Source organism: Pseudomonas sp. HMSC057H01 (assembly GCF_001836405.1).
GTDB lineage: Bacteria > Pseudomonadota > Gammaproteobacteria > Pseudomonadales > Pseudomonadaceae > Pseudomonas > Pseudomonas aeruginosa.
In genome coordinates, this window is record NZ_KV828410.1 from 1 (window position 1) to 19,567 (window position 19,567).

Consider the following 19,567-nt stretch of genomic DNA (forward strand, 5'->3'; position numbering starts at 1 on the left):
GCGGATAACCGCGAGCGGTTATTCGCCCTACGGACCCGGGGAGGTGTCGGCGTTTCCAGGGCGTTATCCGCCGATTCAGAACGCCAGCAGGTAGCGCAGGGTTAGTTGGTTGCCTTCGCTGCGGTTGCGCGCGCCGCTTTCGGCGTAGAGGTTGGCGAACAGCGTTTGCCTGCCCTGGCTATACATCACCCCCGGGCCTATGCCGAAGACCTGCTCGCGCGAGTCGGCCTGCCGGTGGCCGTCGATGCGGTCGGCGCTGATCTGTTTCAACTGGTAGCCGGCCAGGCCGATCCGCCAGTGCGGGTCCAGCGCGTAGGAGATCGAGAAGTTCGCGTGCAGCGCCTGTCCCGGCTGTACGTCGTTTGCGCCCAGGCGCGGCGAGGGGTCGTCGTTGCGGCTGATCCAGGCGTAGTGCAGGCGGCCGCTGAGTTCCAGGCGCTCGCCCAGTTCCCAGGTGAAGGCGTAGTGCGGGTTGAAGATCCAGGTGTTGCTGCCGGTGTTGATCGCGGCGTCCTTGTCGTAGTCGCCGGTGGGCAGGGAGAAGACGAAGTTCAGGCGCTGCCAGTAGGGGCGGCCGAACAGCGTAGCGGGCCCCCATTGCAGCATCAGCGGACTGACGATCAGGTCGCCCTGGCGGGTGCGCCGGCCGTCCGGGCCGCCGTCGATATCGAGGTCCAGGCGTACCAGCGGCAGCAGCACTTCGGCGCCGTAGTGGGCGCCGAGCAGGGTGTTCTGGCTGAGGTAGGCGAAGTGCGGCAACAGCGTGGTGCCACGAACCCGTTGCCGACCGGGAACCGAATGCCCGCCGGCGTCGCTGGCGTTGTTCGCCCGAACGTATTGCAGGGGCAGTTCGAAGAGCATGCCGGGACGGCTGACGCCGTCCATGAAGCTGGCGTTGCCGAGCGCCAGCGGCGGCAGCGCGACGGCGTCGGCGCGGGCCTCCAGGCAGAGCGCGGCGGAGAGGGCGCCGAAGGTGGGTAGCAGGGCTGCACGCATGAGGGAGTTTCTCTTTTTTCTGGTTCCGTGGGTTCAGAGCAACCTGATCGGGTAGTCGACCACCACCCGGTATTCGTCGGAGCTGGAGTTGCCGCGGGTGTTGCCGGGGGCGGTGTAGCCTTCGCCGGGGCGGTGGGTGGCCCAGCGCAGGGTCACGCTGAGGCCCTTGGCCGGGCCGGCGGGGAAGGCATAGCGCAGCGACAGGTCGCGTTCCCAGTGCTGGGCGTTCTTGCCATTGGGGTTGTAGAGGTAGCCGTAGCCCGCGCTGTCCGGGTCGACCCGGGTCAGGTCGGCCTGGCCACGGCCGTAGGCGGCGCCGAATTGCCAGTCCGGGGCGGCGAGGAAGGCCAGGCTGGCCTGGTACTGGATCTTCCACGAGCGCTCGCCGGGGCCGTTGAAGTCGGCGTACTGCATGGCGTTGCTTTCGTAGAGGAAGGTCCGGTCGTTCTGCGCGATGAAGTCGAACGGGGTGTCGCCATCGACCTTTTGCAGGCTGAGGCTCAGCGACTGGCCGCCGCCGGCCAGGGTCAGCCCGGCGTTGTAGAGGTCGTTGTCGATCCGGCCGAGCTGGCTGCGGCCCTGGTCGCGGGTCTTGTAGTAATGCAGCCAGGGCGTCAGGGTCAATTGGCTGGAAAGCCGCCACGGCTGGCTGAGGCCGAGGTAGTGCTGGTTCCAGATATCCGCCAGGCGGCCGCTGTAGAGCGTCGCCTGGCTGCCGCCGGGGGCGCTGTAGCTGGCGCCCAGCCAGGCGATGTGCGGGCTTTCGCGATCGGCGGCGATACCGCCCTTGGTGCCGTTGCCGTAGCCGCTGGTGAGATGACTATGGCCGCTCTGGTTGCGCAGGCGGGTGGCTTCGACGAAGCCGGCGTCCAGTTCGAGCGCGCGGAAATGGTAGTTCTTCAGGGTCACGCCACGGTAGCTCTGCGGCACCATGCGACTGACGCCGCTGGCGATCACCGGGTTCTCCAGCAACTGGTCGCCGATCTTCAGCAGGCTGTCCAGGCCGCGCAGCTTGAGGGCCGCGCCGGCCGCCGAGAAGCTGTCGGCGGGGCGACCGGCGGAGTCCAGCGGCAGCACGCCGGCACCGCCGCTGCCGCCACCGCCGTCCAGGCGCAGGCCGTAGAAGGCGTGCGCATCCAGGCCGATGCCTATCGGCGTGTCGGTATAGCCGGAGCGGAACGACAGCATCAGGCCCTGGGCCCATTCGCGCTGGTCGCGGCGGGACGGGGTGTCGTGGTTGTCGCGGGCGAAATAGTAGTTGCGGAGGAAACCGTTCAGCGTCGAGCCTTCGACGAAGCCCGGCGGCACCTTCATTTCGGCTTTCTGCCGCTGGTTCAGGCCGGTGCTGATGTTGTCGCGATGGCCCAGGGAGTCGTCGGCCAGGAGCGAGCCCGGACCTATGGCAAGGGCAAGGCAGAGCGTAGCCCCGCGCTTCATGGAGGAATCAGGCATGGGTCCGGTCCGTAGTCGTTGCTGTCCACCAGGCTCCTGCTCGGCAAAAGAAGGGGCGTGCAGCCCCTTCCTTCCCATGGATCACTTGCGCTGCGAATCCAGTTGCTCGTGGTTGTTGACCACGGCCTGGGCCTTGGCGTAGCTCTCGATCAGCAGTTGGTAGTGCGGGAATACCGCGCTGTAGGCTTCGGCGAACTGCACAGCGTCGTCGCGGTTCCAGGTGCGCTGGATTTCCGAGCAGACCGCGGCGGTGTCCATCGGCACCACGCCGGCCTGGACCACCCGTGCCAGGGTGACTTCCTGGGCCATCTTGGAGTAGGTGCCGGAGGCGTCGATCACCGCGAACACCTGATAGCCGTCGTGTACCGCGGCGATGCTGGGGAAGGCCATGCACACGCTGGTGATGGTGCCGGCGATGATCAGTTGCTTCTTGCCGGTGGCCTTCACCGCGGCGACGAATTCCGGGTTGTCCCAGGCATTGATCTCACCCTTGCGCGCGACGTACTGGGCGTGCGGCGCGGCCTCGTGGATCTCCGGGATCAGCGGGCCGTTGGGGCCCTGCGGTACCGAGGCGGTGGTGATCACCGGGATCTTCGCCAGGGTGGCGACCTTGGCCAGGGTGGTGGCGTTGGCGCGCAGTTCGGTCATCGGCATGTCCTTGACCGTCTGGAACAGGCCGCTCTGGTGGTCGATCAGCAACATGGCGGCGTTGGCCGGATCGATCTTCGGGGTCTGGCCGTTGAAGTTGGCGGGAGCGCTCATTTCCATTTCCTCTTGCAGGGTGGTCGTCCGTGAATTTCGGGCAAAGCCCGGCCGGGCCCGCGCTTCCTGCGCGGGCCATGTCGTAGGGGGGCGGACTTCAGTGGGCGCGGATGAAGCGCCCGTTCTCGAAGTCCTCGATGGCCTGGTCGATTTCCTCGCGGCTGCTCATCACGAAGGGGCCATAGCCGATGATCGGCTCGTCCAGCGGCTCGCCGCTGAGCACCAGCAACTGCACGTCGTTGTTGGCTTCCAGTTCCAGCCGCGGGTCGTCGCGGTCGAGCAGGGCGACCTGGGCTTCGCGAACGATCTCGTCGCCGACCGCGAGGGTGCCGCGCAGGACCACCACGGCGCAGGTATGTCCCTTGGGCAGGTCGAGGGCGAGGTGCTTGCCGGCCTTCAGTTGCACGTCCCAGACCGCCAGTGGCGAGTGGGTCAGCGCCGGCCCCTGGTGGCGGCCGTAGCGTCCGGCGATCACCCGCAGTTCGCCGGCCCTGTCGGGCAGGCCGACGCGGGGAATGTCGGCATCCAGCAGGGTCTGGTAGCGCGGCGGATTCATCTTGTCGCTGGAGGGCAGGTTGACCCATAGCTGGACCATTTCCAGCGTTCCACCTGTGCTACGGAAGCGTTCCGAGTGGTACTCCTCGTGGAGGATCCCGGAGGCCGCCGTCATCCGCTGCACATCCCCCGGCCCGATGCGTCCGCCGGCGCCGGTGGAGTCGTGGTGCTCGACCTCGCCCTGGTAGACGATGGTCACCGTCTCGAAGCCGCGATGAGGATGCTGGCCTACGCCGCGGCGCTGCTGTGCGGGGGGGAAATCAGCAGGCCCGGCGTAGTCCAGCAAGAGGAACGGGCTGATATGCTGGCCCAGTGTGTTGTAGGAAAAGAGCGAACGAACGGGGAATCCGTCGCCCACCCAGTGGCGGTTGGCGTTGCCGTAGATTCCCAGGACCTTTTTCACGTCGGTGCTCCTCGATTGAGTCGATGGAGCGATACGCTAGTTCCCGGGAGTGGGAACCGGTAGTCCGCAAATCAAGTCTCAGAGTCTCGCAGGTGGAACGATGAGTGGTGAGCTGGTGTTCGATCTGAACGCGCTTTTCATCTATGCCAAGGTGGTCGAGCACGGTGGCTTCGCCCCCGCCGGGCGGGTGCTGGGGATTCCCAAGTCGACCATCAGCCGCAAGGTCGCGCAGCTCGAGGCGCGCCTGGGCGTACGCCTGGTGCAGCGCTCGACGCGGCAATTCCAGGTGACCGAGATCGGCCAGGCCTATTACCGTCATTGCGTGGCGATGACGGTGGAAGCGGAGGCTGCCGAGGACGTCATCGAACAGAACCGCTCGGAGCCGTGCGGAATGGTCCGCCTGACCTGCTCGACGCCGCTGCTGCACTTCGAACTGGCGCCGATGCTGGCGCGCTTCATGGCGCAGTATCCGAACGTCGAGCTGTACGTGAAGACCTTCAATCGCCGGGTCGACGTGATCGCCGAAGGCTACGACATCTCGCTGTCGCTGCGTTTCCCGCCGCTGGAGGACAGCGACCTGGTGATGAAGGTGCTGGCACGCAGTCCGCAGGTGCTGGTGGCCAGCCCGGAGCTGCTGGCCCGCTACCGCCCGCCGGAGCTGCCGGCCGACCTGTCGGCGATGCCCTACGTCGGCTGGGAGCGTTCGCGCCTGGACGGCAGCCTGCGGCTGGTCGGCGCGGATGGCAGCAGCGCGGCCCTCAACCTGCGCCCGCAACTGCTCAGCGACGACCTCGGCACCTTGCGCCAGGCGGTGCTGGAGGGCGTCGGGATCGGCGGCCTGCCGCTCTGCGTGGTCAGTCGCGACCTGGCCGAGCGCCGGCTGGTGCGGGTGCTGCCGGAGTGGACGCCGGTGGAAGGCATGGTGGTGGCAATGTTCCCTTCGCGGCGCGGGCTGTTGCCTTCGGTCCGCGCGCTGATCGACTTTCTCGCCGCAGGCTTCGCCGACGCCGCGCAGCGCCAGTACCCGGCGCCGGGCTGAGGCTCAGCGACCGGCGCCCGGGCCGTAGAGTCGGAGCAGTTGCAGGGTCACGCCGTTGGACCAGCCGAAGCCGTCCTGCAGCGGGTACTCGCCACCGCCGCCGCCGCCCTGGTTGCCGCTGATGTCGTATTTCTCCACCAGTTTTCCTTCGCGGTCGTAGACCTGCTGCACCTGGGCGAGGAATCGCCGGCCGATGTCTTCCGCCAGGGCGTCCCGGCCGTAGGCGCGCAGGCCCTGTACGGCGACCCACTGCAAGGGTGCCCAGCCGTTCGGCTCGTCCCATTGCTGGCCGCTGGCACGGGTGGTGGTGGCCAGTCCGCCCGGGCGCAGCAGTTGGGCGGCGACGCTGTCGGCGGTACGACCGGCGCGTTCGGCGGAGGCCAGCCCGGTGAATAGCGGGAAGAGGCTGGCGGCGTTGATCCGCTCGATGGGCCGCCGGCGTTGCCAGTCGTAGTCGGCGTAGTAGCCCGCCGGGTGCCAGAGGTGGTCTTCGATGGCCTGTCGTCGCTTCTCCGCGCGGGCTCCGTAGCCTTGCTCGCAGGCCTTCAGCGCGCTGCTGGCGCAGGCCTTGGCGATGGTTCGTTCGAGATGGTAGAGCAGGGCGTTGAGGTCCACCGGGACGATGGCGGTGGTGCGGATGCTGGCTAGTTCGCGGCCGTCGTCCAGCCAGCGGGAGGAGAAGTCCCAGCCGCTTTCCGCGCCGGCCCGCAGGTCGCGATAGACCTCGCCCGCGGGGCGCTGCGGGGCGCGCGCGGCGGTCGCCCGGTCCTCCAGGAAGGACTCCTGGCGCGGTGTGTCACGGTTGTCCCAGTAGCGGTTCAGCAGGCTGCCGTCGGCCAGTTTCACCACGTGCAGGCGCGCCTCGTTGTGGCGCAGCCCGGCGGAGCCTTCCATCCAGTAGGCGTATTCCTTCTGTAATTGCGGCAGGTAGCGCCGGTAGGCGGCGTCGCCTTCGCGTCTTGCCTGGAGGTCCACCATGTAGGCGAAGAACGGCGGCTGCGAACGGCTCAGGTAGTAGCTGCGGTTACCGTTGGGAATGTGCCCGTAGGTATCGATCAGGTAGGCGAAGTTGTCGAGCATGTCGCGCACCCGCTGGTGCTGCCCGCTCTCCGCAAGGCCGAGCATGGTGAAGTAGGAGTCCCAGTAGTACACCTCGCGGAAGCGTCCGCCGGGGACCACGTAGGGTTTCGGCAGCGGCAGCAGGCTGCTGTGGGCCGGCACCTGCTCGTAGTGGCGGGTCAACGCCGGCCACAGGTCGCTGATGTGGCTGGCGAGATCGGCGCCCGCTTCCGGCGGGGCGGTCTCGACGCTGCCGGACTCCTCGAAGTTGCGGCCGACGAAGGCGCGCAGGTCGAAGCCGGGCCGCTCCCTCTCGCGCAGGTAGTCGGCGCGGATCCGTGCAGGCTCGCGCAGCGGGAGCGCATCGACGAAGTGTTTCTGGTCGCTGAACAGCCGGCTCTCCTGCACCGCCTGGAACAGCTCGGGATAGGCTTCGTCGGGGGCGATCGCGCGTTCGCCGCTGGCGTCCTGCCAACCCCAGGACGCGGGCGGGGTAGGCGCCGGGCCCTGGCTGCAGGCCGCCAGCAGGAGCAGGACCCAGGCCGCGAGCATGGCGCGGGGTAGAGCGGTTCGATCAGGCATCGGCTGTCTCCTCTTCGGCAAACGCCGGGCGCGGATCGGTCGCCGGCGGGGTGCGCCTGGGGCGGCGCGGCAACCCGGCGGGAGGGCCGGGAAGGGCGCTACCCCTGTTTCGGTGAGTCGCGGCGCACGAAGTTCCATCGGAAGGATCGCCAGCGTACCTATCGCTTCCGACAGGTCCTTGCGGATGAACTCCAGCGCTTCGTGCAGGTCCGTCGCAGAAGGGGCGCGAGCCCCCCAGTCGCCGTTTCGCCGTGCCGTTCCCCGCTGCCCGCGCCTTGCGCAGGGCCTCGGCGGTTCGAATCTCCTGCCCGTCCCTTCACGTCGGGAAGCCTGCGTTTCCCGAGAGGAGTGTTTCGCAATGGCCACCGCACTACGCTTCAGACCCCTGGACGCCTTCTACAACGTCCTCAACCCGGTTCCCTTCGGTTTCTTCGTCGCCGCCCTGGTCTTCGACGCCACCTATTTCGCCACGGCGGAGGTGATGTGGGGCAAGAGCGCGGCCTGGCTGATCAGTCTCGGCCTGCTGTTCGCCATCCTGCCCTGCGTCGTCGACCTGTGCCGCGTATGGCTGCTGCGGCGCGCGGCGGTCGTCGCGGCGGCCAGGGTTTCCTCCTTGCTGAAGTTCGCCGGCATCGTCCTGGCCATCTTCAATGCCTTCGTGCACAGCCGCGACGCCTATGCGGTGATGCCGGCCGGGCTATGGCTGTCGATCGCGACGGTGCTGCTGCTGGCGCTGGGAGAGGCGCTCCTGGCGGTATCCGCGGAGGAGGTGGCGCATGGCTAGCCTCCACTCGCTGCGCCCCGTCGCGCTTGCCCTCGGCCTGGTCCTGGCCGGCTGCAACCAGGGGTCGCAGAACGATCCGCAGCAGCAGACCGGCGCCAATCCGGCGCTTCCGGAACCGAAGCACTTCCTTCTGCCGCCGATGAAGGTACCGGAAGGCGTGGGCTGGTCGGGAGAGGCCAAGCCGACGGTGGCCCAGGGCCTGAAGATCGAGAAGATCGCCGATGGCCTGCAACACCCTCGCCAGTTGCTGGTCTTGCCCAACGGCGATGTGCTGGTGGTGGAGGCCAACTCGCCCGGCACCGCGCCGGTGACCACGCCGAAGCAACTCATCGCGGGGATGGTCAAGGGCCAGTCCGGCAAGGCCGGCAAGGGCGGCAACCGCATCACCCTGCTGCGCCGAGCCGGCGCCGAAGGCCAGTGGCAGAAGTACGTGTTCCTGGAAGGGCTGGACTCGCCGTTCGGCGTGCAGCGGGTGGGGGATTACCTGTATGTCGCCAATACCGGGAATATCATGCGCTACCGCTACGTGCCGGGTGAAACCCGGGTCGCCGACCCGGGGATGGAGTTCACCGACCTGCCGGACACCATCAACCACCACTGGACCAAGGCGCTGCTCGCCAGTCCCGACGGGCGCAAGCTCTACGTGGGCGTCGGTTCGAACAGCAACATCACCGAGAACGGCGCGGCGATCGAATACCGTCGCGCGGCGATTCTCGAGGTGGACGTCGCCAGCCGCGGCAGCCGCATCTACGCCTCCGGCCTGCGCAACCCGACCGGCCTGCAGTGGGAACCGGTCTCCGGCAAGCTGTGGACCATCGTCAACGAGCGCGACGAGATCGGCAACGACCTGGTCCCGGACTACCTGACCTCGGTACGGGAGGGCGGCTTCTACGGCTGGCCCTACAGCTACTTCGGCCAGCACCTGGATTCGCGGGTGAAGCCGCAGCGTCCCGACCTGGTGGCGAAGGCCATCGTCCCCGACTACGCGCTGGGTTCCCACGTGGCCGCGCTGGGCCTGTTCTTCTACACCGGCAACGAGTTGCCCGAGCGCTATCGCAACGGCGCCTTCGTCAGCGAGCACGGCAGTTGGAACCGCTCGCCGGTCAGCGGCTTCCAGGTGGTCCATGTGCCGTTCGCCGACGGCAAGCCCGCCGGTGCGCCGCAGCCGGTGGTGACCGGGTTCGTCTCCGCGGACGAGAAGCAATTGTTCGGCGCGCCGGTGGGGTTGGCGCAGGCGGCCGACGGCGCGTTGCTGATCGCCGACGACGTCGGCAACGCGATCTGGCGGGTGAGCGCCGCGGGCACCGACTAGCGGCCCGCTCGACGGTGTCCGGGCCGGAGCTGGCGGTCCGGGCACGGTGCTGCGGTCCGGCGCAGTAAATCCGTGCGTCCCTCCTGCGTCTCCTGTGCATCCGATCCGCGAATGCCGCCCCTGGCGGCCGGATCGCCGGTTGCCAGTGGAACACCACCACGCCTTGAGGGTTGAAGACATGCACGTCGCCACCAGCGTCATCGAAGACCAGCCGCTCCGCGCCACCCCGGCGGAGGGCGAAACGCTCTACGAGTTCTCCCAGTCGCCCTTGCTGGAACGGCAAAGCCGCCAGGAGTCCAACGCGCGCAGCTATCCGCGGCGGATTCCGCTGGCGCTGAAGAAGGCCAGGGGGCTGCTGGTGGAGGACGTCGAGGGGCGTACCTTCATCGATTGCCTGGCCGGCGCCGGCACCCTGGCGCTGGGGCACAACCATCCGGTGGTGATCGAGGCGATCCGCCAGGTTCTGGCCGACGAGCTGCCGCTGCACACCCTCGACCTGACCACCCCGGTGAAGGACCAGTTCGTCCAGGACCTGTTCGGCCTGCTGCCGCCGGCGCTGGCCGCCGAGGCGAAGATCCAGTTCTGCGGCCCGACCGGCACCGACGCGGTGGAAGCCGCGCTGAAACTGGTACGCACCGCCACCGGGCGCAGCACCATCCTGTCGTTCCAGGGCGGCTACCACGGCATGAGCCAGGGCGCGCTGGGGCTGATGGGCAATCTCGGACCGAAGAAGCCGCTGGGCGCGGTGCTCAGCACGGGCGTGCAGTTCCTGCCGTATCCCTACGATTACCGTTGCCCGTTCGGTCTCGGCGGCGAGGCGGGGGTCAAGGCGAACCTGCACTACCTGGAGAACCTGCTGAACGATCCGGAAGGCGGCGTGCAGTTGCCGGCGGCGGTGATCGTCGAGGTGGTCCAGGGCGAGGGCGGCGTGGTCCCGGCCGATCTCGACTGGCTGCGCGGCTTGCGGCGGATCACCGAGCAGGCCGGGGTGGCGCTGATCGTCGACGAGATCCAGAGCGGCTTCGCCCGTACCGGCAGGATGTTCGCCTTCGAGCACGCCGGCATCGTCCCCGACGTGGTGGTGCTGTCCAAGGCCATCGGCGGCAGCCTGCCGCTGGCGGTGGTGGTCTACCGCGAATGGCTGGACAAATGGCAGCCCGGCGCCCACGCCGGCACCTTCCGCGGCAACCAGATGGCCATGGCCGCCGGTTCGGCGGTGATGCGCTACCTGAAGGAACACGACCTGGCGGCCCACGCGGCGGCCATGGGCGAGCGCCTGGCCGAGCACCTGCGCATCCTCCAGCGCGACTATCCGCAACTGGGCGATATCCGCGGTCGGGGGCTGATGCTCGGGGTCGAGATCGTCGACCCGCAGGGCGAGGCGGATGCCCTCGGTCATCCGCCGACCGACGGCGCCCTGGCCTCGCGGGTCCAGCGCGAGTGCCTGAGGCGCGGCCTGATCCTCGAACTGGGCGGCCGCCACGGCAGCGTGGTGCGCTTCCTGCCGCCGCTGATCATCGGCGCCGAACAGATCGACGAGGTGGCCCGGCGTTTCGCCCGCGCCCTCGGCGCGGCGCTGGCCGGCTAATTTTCCCGCCGGGCTTTTCGTTATCCAACGCAAGGGCCGTGCTGCGCGCGGCCGTTCGATCCCATCAGGAGCAAGCAATGACTTCAGTGTTCGACCGTGACGACATCCAGTTCCAGGTAGTGGTCAACCATGAGGAGCAGTATTCCATCTGGCCGGAATACAAGGAGATTCCCCAGGGCTGGCGGGCGGCCGGCAAGAGCGGCCTGAAGAAGGACTGCCTGGCCTACATCGAGGAAGTCTGGACCGACATGCGCCCGCTGAGCCTGCGCCAGCACATGGACAAGGCGGCCGGCTGAGTGGGCGGTACGCCCGTACGGCTGTTCTGCCTGCCGTATTCCGGCGCCAGCGCCATGACCTACAGCCGCTGGCGGCGCAAGCTGCCGGCCTGGCTGGCGGTGCGTTCGGTGGAGTTGCCGGGGCGCGGGGCGCGGATGGCCGAGCCGTTGCAGACCGACCTGGCGAGCCTGGCGCAGCAACTGGCGCGCGAGCTGCACGACGAGGTCCGCCAGGGCCCCTACGCGATGCTCGGCCACAGCCTCGGCGCCTTGCTCGCCTGCGAGGTGCTGTATGCCTTGCGCGAACTGGGTTGCCCGACGCCGCTGGGGTTCTTCGCCTGCGGCACCGCGGCGCCGTCGCGACGCGCCGAGTATGACCGCGGTTTCGCCGAACCGAAGAGCGACGCCGAGCTGATCGCCGACCTGCGCGACCTGCAAGGTACGCCGGAAGAGGTGCTGGGCAACCGCGAGCTGATGAGCCTGACCCTGCCGATCCTGCGCGCTGATTTCCTGCTCTGCGGCAGCTATCGTCACCAGCGGCGCCCGCCGCTGGCCTGTCCGATCCGAACGCTTGGCGGCAGGGAGGACAAGGCCAGCGAGGAACAGTTGCTGGCCTGGGCCGAGGAAACCCGCAGCGGTTTCGGACTGGAGTTGTTCGACGGCGGGCACTTCTTCATCCATCAGCGCGAGGCCGAGGTGCTGGCGGTCGTCGAGCGCCAGGTCGAGGCCTGGCGCGCGGGGCAGGGCGCCGCGGCGTTGGTGGTGGAGTCGGCGGCGATCTGCTGATGCCCGCGAGGGCGCCATAGGCCCTGCGGCGGGTCCGATGTCGACGAAAAAAAGGCCGGGGAGCAGCGCTCCCCGGCCTTTTTCGTTACGAGGCGCGGCTCAGCCTTTACCGGCCAGCAGCCCTTCGACTATCGCTTTCATGTCGCTTTCCAGGCCGGCCACCGGGTCCGCCGCCTCGGTGTCCACCACTACCAGGCGTGCGCCGCTGGCGGCGATGGCATCGGCGAGGGGCTTGGGTGGCTGGCGATGGTGCAGGACCAGGGCGATGTCCTCGCTCTTCAGCTCCTCGGCGAAAGCCTGGATATTGGTCTCGGTCCAGCCGTCGTCGGCCTGGATCTCCACGTCCAGCGGGTCCAGGTTGAGCCCGGCGAGCAGGTAGCCGAGGCGTTCGGAGAGGCTGATCACGCTGAGGTTGTCGGCCTTCGCCAGGCGAGTCTCGTTACTGGCGGTCGCTTCCAGCAATTGCTTCTTCAGTGTCGCCAGGTTGGCCTGGATGGTCGCTGCGGCGCCGGGCGCCAGGCGTTCCAGGTCGCTGGCAAGGACATCGGCCATGCGCCCCAGGTTGGTCGGGTTGAGCCAGGGGTAGGCATGCAGGTCGCTGCCGGGGCGCAGGGCGATGCCGGGCAGGGCGCCATCCACCGGACGCGCGGCGTCGATCTCGACGATACGGATATTGCTACGGCGGGCCAGCGGGTAGAGCGGGTCGTCGCTCCAGATCGAGCGCAGGTCGATCACCGCGTCGGCCTGCCCGGCGGCCTTGGCCAGGCCGCCGGCGCCGCGCCCGGCGAAGAACGAGGCCTGGCGGCTGGCCGGCAGGTTGGCCGGGGCGACCCGTTGCAGCTTGACCTCGGTGTCCCGCAGCAGGCGTTCGGCGAGGGCGTGGGTGACCGGCAGGCTGGCCAGTACCGTGACTTGCGCGGACTGAGCCGCGGCCGGCGTCGCGGCGAGGGCCGGGAGCGGGCCGGCGAGTCCGGCGCAAGCCAGGGCCAGGGCGAGGCAATGGGGTTTCAGGTTCATCCGGGGGTTCCTTTCAGGTGCGGCAGGCAGCCGCGAGCGATGGCGGCGAGGCCGAAGGCCAGGCCGGCGACCAGGATGATCGCGGCGCCGGAGGGAATCGGCAGGTCGAACATGATCGGCAGCAGGATACCGGCCAGCGTGCTGACGGTGGCGATCAGCACCGCCAGCCAGAAGAACCCTTTCAGCGACTGGCTAACCAGGCGCGCCGCCGCCGCCGGGATCACCAGCAGGGCACCGACCAGGATCGCGCCGATCACTTTCACCGCGGCGACGGTGACCAGGGTCACCAGGGCCACGAACAGGTAGTCCAGGCTCTTCACCGCGACCCCGCGCACCGCCGCCAGTTGCGGGTTGAAGCTGGCCAGCATGATGCGGTTGTACAGCGGCAGGGCCAGGCACGGCACCAGCACGGCGACCGCCGCCAGCACCGCGAGGTCATGGCCGTTCACGGTCAGCACCGAGCCGAACAGCACGTTCTCGAGGATATGCACGTTGATCTTGCCCGCCAGCACCAGCAGCAGGCTGGCGCCGAGCGCCAGGGACACCGAGAGGAACACCCCGATCAGGGTGTCCGGGGCCAGGCCGGTGCGGTTGCGCAGGTAGTTGAGCAGGACGCCGAACAGCAGGCAGTAGCCGAACAGGCTGCCGTAGGGCCCGGTGTAGGGCTCGCCGAGGAGGATGCCGATGGCCACGCCGGTGAGCGCGGCGTGGCCGACCGCCTCGGAGAAGAAGGCGAAGCGCTTGACCACCACCAGGGTGCCGAGGCCGCCGAGCACCGGGCCGATCAGCAGGCCGGCGAGGAGCGCGTTGACGACGAAGCCGTAGGCCAGGGTCTCCGGCAGGTAGCCGGCGGCGGCCCAGGCCTGGACGGCCTGGCGCAGTTGTTCGTAGGCGTCGTTCATCGGCTGGCCTCCGCGTTCTTCCGGGGCTGGGTGGAGAACAGCGTGAGCAGGCGTTCCGGGGTCAGGCTGCTGGCCGCCGGACCGTCGAACAGCAGGTGGCGGTTGAGACCGCTGACCCGGTCGGCGAGGCGGCCGACGGCCTCCAGGTCGTGCTCGATCCAGAGCACGGTGACGCCGGCCTGGCGCCAGTCCAGCAGCAGCCGCTCGAAGACCTGGATGCCGCCCTCGTCGAGGGCCGACATCGGTTCGTCCAGCACCAGCAGTTGCGGCGGCGGTACCAGGCCCTGGGCCAGCAGCACGCGCTGGCGCTCGCCGCCGGAGAGGGCGCCCATGCGCCGACCGCGCTTGGCCAGCATGCCGACCCGCTCCAGGGCCGCGTCGATCGCCGGGCGCCGGCTGCGCGACAGGCCGAGGAAGGCCGGACGGCGCTGGCACATGGCGGCCATGAAATCGTCGACGGTGAGCGGCAGGCCGCGGTCGAACTCCAGCGCCTGCGGCACGTAGCCGATGCAGCCGGGCGCGCCGGGCCACTCCAGGCGCAGCTCGCCGCGATGCGGCATCTGCCCGAGCAGGGTCTTGACCAGCGAACTCTTGCCGCCGCCGTTCGGTCCGACCAGCGCGTGCACGCTACCGGCCTCGACGCGCAGGCGCACGCCATCGAGGATGCGGCTGCCGCCGAGGCTCAGGTCGATCCCGGCGAACTCGATGGCCGGCCCGCAAGGCGTGGCGCAAAGCCGTTCGGCCACGGTCATGCGCCGGACTCCTGGATGGCGCGGACCACGGTGTCGAGGTTGCGCGCCATTTCTTCCTCGTACTTGCCGGCGCTGTAGTCGCCATAGGAAATGTGCGACAGCGAATAGAGCTTCACCCCGGACTCGCGCTGGATGGTCTCGACGTAGGTGGAGGGGAAGTCGATCTCGGAGAAGATCACCTTCACGTCCAGCGCCTTGAGCTGGTCGATGGTCTTCTTCAACTGGCTCGGACTCGGCTCGATGCCGTGGGCCGGCTCGACCACGGCGGTGACTTCCAGGCCGAATTCGCGCAGCAGGTAGTCGTAGGCGCCGTGGATGGTGGCGACGCGGAAGTCGGCGGCCGGGGCCTTGTTCAGCCGCGCCAGGGCGTCGGCGCGCAGGGCCCGCAGGCGCTTGGCGTAGGCCCGGGCGTTGCGGGTGTAGGCCTTGGCGTTGGCCGGGTCGAGCTTGCCCAGTTCGCGGGCGATGGTGTTGACCTGGGTGATCGAGGCGCTGATGGACAGGAAGGTGTGCGGGTTGACCACCTTGCCGGCGCCGCGCGCGGCCATGCCGGTGGCGGCCAGCAGCGGCACCTTGGCGTTGGCCTCGATCACCGGGATGCCGGGCTTTTCGCTGGAGGCGATCATGCGCTCGGCGAAATCGTCGTGGCCGACGCCGTTGAGCACCACCACGTCGAGCGTGCCGATGCGCTTGATGTCCTCGGCGCGCGGCTCGTAGGCATGCGGGTTGAAACCGGCGGGGATCAGCGGCACCACCTCGGCCTTGTCGCCGACGATGTTGCTCACGTAGCTGTAGTAGGGATGCAGGGTGATGCCGATGCGCAGGCGCTTGCCGTCTTCGGCCTGGGCCAGCGGGGCGAGCAGGGCCAGCAGCAGGGCGGCCAGCAGGGCGCGGCCCGGGAGGAGGGCGGCGAGGCCGCGCGGACGGGATGAGCGACGGGAGAACAGCATGGAAAAACGCCTTCTGTGGAGTCGATGTGCGATCAATGGCGGTGCTGACGGGTCACGCCGGCGTCGAAGCGGCTGACCACCTGGCGCCAGCCGGCGTCGGCCAGGGCGCGGGCGTCGCCCGGTACGGCGCCGGCAGCGGCCGCGGCGGGCTTCAGCCAGACTTCGGCGGGGTCGAGCAGCAGGAGGAACGAGCCGGCCACCCCGGGCTTGCCGCTGACGCCCAGGTAGCTCGGACGCCCGGCGGTTTCGCCGTGGCTCCAGCGGTGCTCGCCGCGGCTGCTCGCGGCGACGTCGGCGACGAAGGGCGGGAAGCCCTCGGCGGCCAGTTCGTCGACGGAGGGCGCGGCTTCGCCGTCGTCCAGGCGCGCCTGGATGTCTTCGGCGGCGACCTGCAGGTCGGCATAGATGCCCTGTTCGGCGGCATTCAGGTCGAGCCGGGCGTCCACCTGGTGGGCGTCCAGGGCTTGCGCTTCATGGGACTGCTGGCGCAGCCCGACCACCGTGGCGGCGAGGGCCAGGATCAGCACGCTGCCGAGCAGTACGTAGAGGGTCTCGTGGCCGGCGCCGGCCGGGCGGACGGTTTCGACGCTCATGGCGCGGCGATGTCGGCGTGGTCGATTTCCACCACGTGGCCGGGACCGGCGTCGAACAGCACGTAGAACTCGCCGTCGGGACGCTTGAAGGTCAGGGTCGAGTCGGCGCCGAGCTTGCCGGGAACCAGGATCTGCTCGTCGTAGCCGATCACGTCGAGGGTTACGCCGGGGGCGCCGCTGCCGTCGGAGAAGCCGCCCTTGCAGCGGATCTCGCCGGCCTGCACTTCCTCGCATTCGCAGATCGGGTTGTGCGCCAGGGCCGCGCCGCTCAGGCCGAGCAACAGGGCGGCCAGGGGCAGGCGCCAGGGGCGGGTGTGGATGCTCATTGCTTACCTCGTTTGTTCAGCCAGGCCACGGTGGCGGGGGATGCCTCGGCCAGGGGAATGGAAGCCTGGTGCATGGAGCCGTCCCAGCCTTCCATGGTGATCCACAGCTCGGCGTCGGGCCGGGTGCGCGGCGGGATCGGCACGCTGGTGCCCATGCGGTAGGGGCTGCCGAAGAAGATCACCCCGGCGGCACGCAGGCTGCGCGGCTTGCCGATGCGCAGGTAGGTCGCCTTGACCTGGGGAATGCAGGCCTGGCAGAGGGCGGCATTGAAGTCCTTCATGAAGCCGGCGGGGCCTTCGTCGTGCGGCGGTTCGATACGCCATTCGGCGAGCTTGAGACTCCAGGGGCCTACCTGGACTTCGCCGATCTCGCGTTCACCCAGTCCGCTGCTGCCAGAGAACAACGCCATGTCGGCAAAATAACGCGGCATGAAACCGAGCGGGATCAGGATCAGCAGAACGTTCAGGTGGAAACGCCAGCGCAGCCAGAACTGGCGCAGCGGCGAAACGGGCTGGGTAACGGCGGCCTTGCTCATGGCTGTCCCTCCGCGGTCTGGTTGGCCATTACCGGCGCCGGCTTGGCCGGTTTCGGCTGGCGCGCCGGGCGCTTGCCGCGCTTGACCAGCGCGGCGGTGGCCTGTGCGGTGCGCTTGCTCCAGATCAGCAGGCCGCTGAGCACCATCATGCTCAGCAGCAGGCCGAAGACGAACCAGATCAGCTTGACCCAGATACCGCCGAAATCGCCGGTGTGCAGGGGACGCATGGATTCGGTGACGAACTGCAGGGGGGTACGGTCGCTGAGCAGGCGGGTGGTTTCGATCTTGCCGGTATAAGGGTTCAGCGCGGCCGACTGGAACATGAGCGGATACCAGCCGCGTCCGGCCACGAACATCGGGCTGTAGGCGTTGCCGGGCAGGAACACCGCGCTGGCCTCCAGGCTGGGGATACGCCCGGTGACGAGCCGCACCGCCTCGTCCAGCTCGATGTATGGAACCTTCTGACCGGGTGCGGCGCGGGGCACGTCGGCGCGTGCGATGACCGGAGGGATGCCGTCGTTGGTCAGGGTGACGTGGTTGTCGGCAAGGATGGCCTGGATCAGGAACCAGGTGCCGGTGATGGAAATCAGGGCGATGAACCAGATCGACCAGATGCCGCTCAGGCGATGGAAGTCGCCCCAGAAGATCCGGGCGCCCTGGTTGATGCGTAATCTGGGTTTGAGAAAGCCCTTCCAGAATCGTTTATAGACCACCAGCCCGGTGATGAGCGATGCCAGCATGGGGAGGCCGAGCAGCGAGACCATGTACCAGCCCCAGCTGTAGCCGTTGTTGAACGGAACCAGCCACCATCCGTGCAGGGCACGGGTGAACTGACGAAAGTCGAAGGAGGGGCTTTCGCCCTGGATGGCGCCGGTGTAGGGGTTGATGTACAGGGTCGCCTCGCTGCCGCCGGGATAGCTGACCTCGGCAGTAAGGGCGAAATGCTCTTCGTCGGGGCGCTGGATGGATTCGACCAGGAGGTCCGGTTGGGCTTCGTTGATCGCCTTCAGGACCTGGCTGAAGCTGAGCGGCTCGGCATCTTCGTAGGGCTTGCTGGCCCGGACGTCAGGGTTGGCCAGCCAGACGATCTCCTGGCTGACCACCGCCAGGGTGCCGGTGACGCAGACGATCAGGACGAAGAACCAGATGGGCAGGGCCAGCCAGCTGTGGACGAGGAACCAGAGTCTGGAGCGGGACTTTTTCGACATGAGGCTAACGGTAGGTTAGGGGTCGTGGGCACCGACCATGGGTTGCGGGGACTGGATGCGCCCCGTTCATCCATATAGGACGAATGAGGCCGGTAGAACCTGAAGGGGAAGATGAAAGCAAATGTTTCGCAGTTGCTTTCAGCCTGGTGCCGGCGGCTTGTCCGAGGGCTTCCGTAAACGCCTGATGGCTATGCAAAAAAACCGATCGGCCAAGGTGCGACCGGAAGTCGCTGTCCGGTTAATTTTCACGATGTGTCGTCCGTTTCACATGAATGACCGAGCCCCGCGCTCGTTGCCCATGTGCACGGAAGAAGACCGATGAACGCAGAAGATTCCCTCAAGCTTGCCCGCCGCTTTATCGAACTACCCGTTGAGAAGCGTCGGGTCTTCCTCGAAACCCTGCGAGGGGAGGGAATCGATTTCTCGCTGTTCCCGATTCCGGCCGGCGTGTCTTCGGCCGAGCGCGACCGCCTGTCCTACGCCCAGCAGCGCATGTGGTTCCTCTGGCACCTGGAGCCACAGAGTGGCGCCTACAACCTGCCCAGCGCGGTGCGCCTGAACGGGCCGCTGGACCGCCAGGCGCTGGAGCGCGCCTTCGCCAGCCTGGTGCAGCGTCACGAAACCCTGCGCACGGTGTTCCCGCGCGGCGCCGACGACAGCCTGGCGCAGGCGCCCCTGCAACGCCCGCTGGAGGTTGCCTTCGAGGATTGCAGCGGCCTGCCCGAGGCCGAGCAGGAAGCCCGCCTGCGCGAGGAGGCGCAGCGCGAGTCGTTGCAGCCGTTCGACCTGTGCGAGGGGCCGTTGCTGCGGGTCCGCCTGATCCGCCTGGGCGAGGAGCGGCATGTGCTGCTGTTGACCCTGCATCACATCGTGTCCGACGGCTGGTCGATGAACGTGCTGATCGAAGAATTCAGTCGTTTCTACAGTGCCTATGCGACTGGCGCGGAGCCCGGCCTGCCGGCCTTGCCGATCCAGTACGCCGATTACGCCCTGTGGCAGCGCAGCTGGCTGGAGGCCGGCGAGCAGGAGCGCCAGCTGGAGTACTGGCGCGGCAAGCTCGGCGAGCGGCATCCGGTCCTGGAGTTGCCGACCGACCACCCGCGTCCGGTGGTTCCCAGCTACCGTGGCAGCCGTTACGAGTTCAGCATCGAGCCGGCCCTGGCCGAGGCCCTGCGCGGCACCGCCCGACGCCAGGGGCTGACCCTGTTCATGCTGTTGCTCGGCGGCTTCAATATCCTCCTGCAACGCTATAGCGGGCAGACCGACCTACGGGTCGGCGTCCCCATCGCCAACCGCAACCGCGCCGAGGTGGAAGGGCTGATCGGCCTGTTCGTCAACACCCAGGTGCTGCGCTCGGTATTCGACGGCCGCACGTCGGTGGCGACCCTGCTGGCCGGGCTCAAGGACACCGTGCTTGGCGCCCAGGCCCATCAGGATCTGCCGTTCGAGCGCCTGGTCGAGGCGTTCAAGGTCGAGCGCAGCCTGAGCCACAGCCCGCTGTTCCAGGTGATGTACAACCACCAGCCGTTGGTGGCCGACATCGAGGCGCTGGACAGCGTGGCCGGCCTGAGCTTCGGCCAGCTCGACTGGAAGAGCCGTACCACCCAGTTCGACCTGAGCCTGGATACCTACGAGAAGGGCGGCCGCCTGTACGCCGCGCTGACCTACGCGACCGACCTGTTCGAGGCGC

General features: G+C 68.4%; 20 protein-coding genes. 7 read left to right on the forward strand and 13 right to left on the reverse strand.

Annotated features, from left to right (window positions below):
* Nucleotides 1-75: 75 nt before the first annotated feature.
* The 4 genes from HMPREF2581_RS05110 to HMPREF2581_RS05125 form a co-directional block, all read right to left on the reverse strand.
* The gene (locus tag HMPREF2581_RS05110; RefSeq protein ID WP_003111281.1) at nt 76-996 is read right to left on the reverse strand and encodes a SphA family protein; all 921 of its coding nucleotides are present in this window, start codon (nt 994-996) and stop codon (nt 76-78) included.
* Nucleotides 997-1,029: 33 nt separating this feature from the next.
* Nucleotides 1,030-2,448, reverse strand: a complete 1,419-nt coding sequence (locus tag HMPREF2581_RS05115; protein ID WP_003139233.1) for an OprD family porin — start codon at nt 2,446-2,448, stop codon at nt 1,030-1,032.
* A gap of 81 nt (nt 2,449-2,529) precedes the next feature.
* Nucleotides 2,530-3,210, reverse strand: coding sequence for a hydrolase (locus tag HMPREF2581_RS05120; protein WP_003139235.1), 681 nt, complete (start codon nt 3,208-3,210; stop codon nt 2,530-2,532).
* Nucleotides 3,211-3,307: 97 nt separating this feature from the next.
* The gene (locus HMPREF2581_RS05125) at nt 3,308-4,168 is read right to left on the reverse strand and encodes a pirin family protein (protein ID WP_003139236.1); all 861 of its coding nucleotides are present in this window, start codon (nt 4,166-4,168) and stop codon (nt 3,308-3,310) included.
* Nucleotides 4,169-4,268: 100 nt separating this feature from the next.
* Here HMPREF2581_RS05125 and HMPREF2581_RS05130 point away from each other — a divergent pair, with 100 nt between their 5' ends.
* The gene (locus tag HMPREF2581_RS05130) at nt 4,269-5,207 is read left to right on the forward strand and encodes a LysR substrate-binding domain-containing protein (protein ID WP_003105956.1); all 939 of its coding nucleotides are present in this window, start codon (nt 4,269-4,271) and stop codon (nt 5,205-5,207) included.
* Nucleotides 5,208-5,210: 3 nt separating this feature from the next.
* Here the strand turns inward: HMPREF2581_RS05130 and treA are convergent, their stop codons facing one another.
* On the reverse strand, nt 5,211-6,848 hold the full coding sequence (gene treA, locus HMPREF2581_RS05135) for an alpha,alpha-trehalase TreA (RefSeq protein ID WP_003139240.1): 1,638 nt from the start codon (nt 6,846-6,848) through the stop codon (nt 5,211-5,213).
* 358 nt (nt 6,849-7,206) lie between these two features.
* Between treA and HMPREF2581_RS05140 the strand changes: the two genes are divergently transcribed.
* The 5 genes from HMPREF2581_RS05140 to HMPREF2581_RS05160 all read left to right on the forward strand — a co-directional run bounded on the left by HMPREF2581_RS05140 (nt 7,207) and on the right by HMPREF2581_RS05160 (nt 11,593).
* The gene (locus HMPREF2581_RS05140; protein ID WP_003111287.1) at nt 7,207-7,632 is read left to right on the forward strand and encodes a DUF2231 domain-containing protein; all 426 of its coding nucleotides are present in this window, start codon (nt 7,207-7,209) and stop codon (nt 7,630-7,632) included.
* Nucleotides 7,625-8,944, forward strand: coding sequence for a PQQ-dependent sugar dehydrogenase (locus HMPREF2581_RS05145; protein ID WP_003130002.1), 1,320 nt, complete (start codon nt 7,625-7,627; stop codon nt 8,942-8,944). Before HMPREF2581_RS05140 ends, HMPREF2581_RS05145 begins: the two co-directional genes overlap by 8 nt.
* Nucleotides 8,945-9,122: 178 nt before the next feature.
* Entirely contained in the window at nt 9,123-10,532 is a 1,410-nt protein-coding gene (locus HMPREF2581_RS05150; RefSeq protein ID WP_003089638.1) for an aspartate aminotransferase family protein, read from the forward strand.
* Nucleotides 10,533-10,609: 77 nt separating this feature from the next.
* Nucleotides 10,610-10,828: an MbtH family protein gene (locus HMPREF2581_RS05155; protein WP_003089636.1), complete on the forward strand. Its 219-nt coding sequence runs from the start codon at nt 10,610-10,612 to the stop codon at nt 10,826-10,828.
* Nucleotides 10,829-11,593, forward strand: coding sequence for a thioesterase II family protein (locus HMPREF2581_RS05160; protein WP_003139244.1), 765 nt, complete (start codon nt 10,829-10,831; stop codon nt 11,591-11,593). It abuts the gene before it with no gap.
* Nucleotides 11,594-11,692: 99 nt separating this feature from the next.
* Here HMPREF2581_RS05160 and HMPREF2581_RS05165 read toward each other — a convergent pair whose 3' ends face one another.
* The 8 genes from HMPREF2581_RS05165 to HMPREF2581_RS05200 are packed head-to-tail and all read right to left on the reverse strand — an operon-like array spanning nt 11,693 to nt 17,877.
* Entirely contained in the window at nt 11,693-12,610 is a 918-nt protein-coding gene (locus tag HMPREF2581_RS05165; RefSeq protein ID WP_003111290.1) for a metal ABC transporter solute-binding protein, Zn/Mn family, read from the reverse strand.
* Nucleotides 12,607-13,512: a metal ABC transporter permease gene (locus tag HMPREF2581_RS05170; RefSeq protein WP_003106903.1), complete on the reverse strand. Its 906-nt coding sequence runs from the start codon at nt 13,510-13,512 to the stop codon at nt 12,607-12,609. Before HMPREF2581_RS05170 ends, HMPREF2581_RS05165 begins: the two co-directional genes overlap by 4 nt.
* Nucleotides 13,509-14,264: a metal ABC transporter ATP-binding protein gene (locus tag HMPREF2581_RS05175; RefSeq protein WP_003106905.1), complete on the reverse strand. Its 756-nt coding sequence runs from the start codon at nt 14,262-14,264 to the stop codon at nt 13,509-13,511. Before HMPREF2581_RS05175 ends, HMPREF2581_RS05170 begins: the two co-directional genes overlap by 4 nt.
* Nucleotides 14,261-15,214 carry a metal ABC transporter substrate-binding protein gene (locus HMPREF2581_RS05180; protein ID WP_003113055.1) on the reverse strand — a complete coding sequence of 318 codons (954 nt, stop codon included), beginning with the start codon at nt 15,212-15,214 and terminating at the stop codon, nt 14,261-14,263. The genes HMPREF2581_RS05175 and HMPREF2581_RS05180 overlap by 4 nt, the downstream gene beginning before the upstream one ends.
* Before the next feature lie 32 nt (nt 15,215-15,246).
* Nucleotides 15,247-15,807: a DUF6162 family protein gene (locus tag HMPREF2581_RS05185; protein WP_003139246.1), complete on the reverse strand. Its 561-nt coding sequence runs from the start codon at nt 15,805-15,807 to the stop codon at nt 15,247-15,249.
* Nucleotides 15,804-16,133 (reverse strand): hypothetical protein, encoded by a 330-nt coding sequence (locus HMPREF2581_RS05190; RefSeq protein WP_003089624.1) that lies wholly within the window; start codon nt 16,131-16,133, stop codon nt 15,804-15,806. The genes HMPREF2581_RS05185 and HMPREF2581_RS05190 overlap by 4 nt, the downstream gene beginning before the upstream one ends.
* Nucleotides 16,130-16,669: a hypothetical protein gene (locus tag HMPREF2581_RS05195; protein ID WP_003139248.1), complete on the reverse strand. Its 540-nt coding sequence runs from the start codon at nt 16,667-16,669 to the stop codon at nt 16,130-16,132. The genes HMPREF2581_RS05190 and HMPREF2581_RS05195 overlap by 4 nt, the downstream gene beginning before the upstream one ends.
* Complete coding sequence (locus HMPREF2581_RS05200) at nt 16,666-17,877, reverse strand: PepSY-associated TM helix domain-containing protein (RefSeq protein ID WP_003106912.1); 1,212 nt, start codon at nt 17,875-17,877, stop codon at nt 16,666-16,668. Before HMPREF2581_RS05200 ends, HMPREF2581_RS05195 begins: the two co-directional genes overlap by 4 nt.
* 318 nt (nt 17,878-18,195) lie before the next feature.
* Here HMPREF2581_RS05200 and HMPREF2581_RS05205 point away from each other — a divergent pair.
* On the forward strand, nt 18,196-19,567 hold a 1,372-nt coding region (locus HMPREF2581_RS05205; protein ID WP_070702880.1), incomplete at its 3' end, for a condensation domain-containing protein.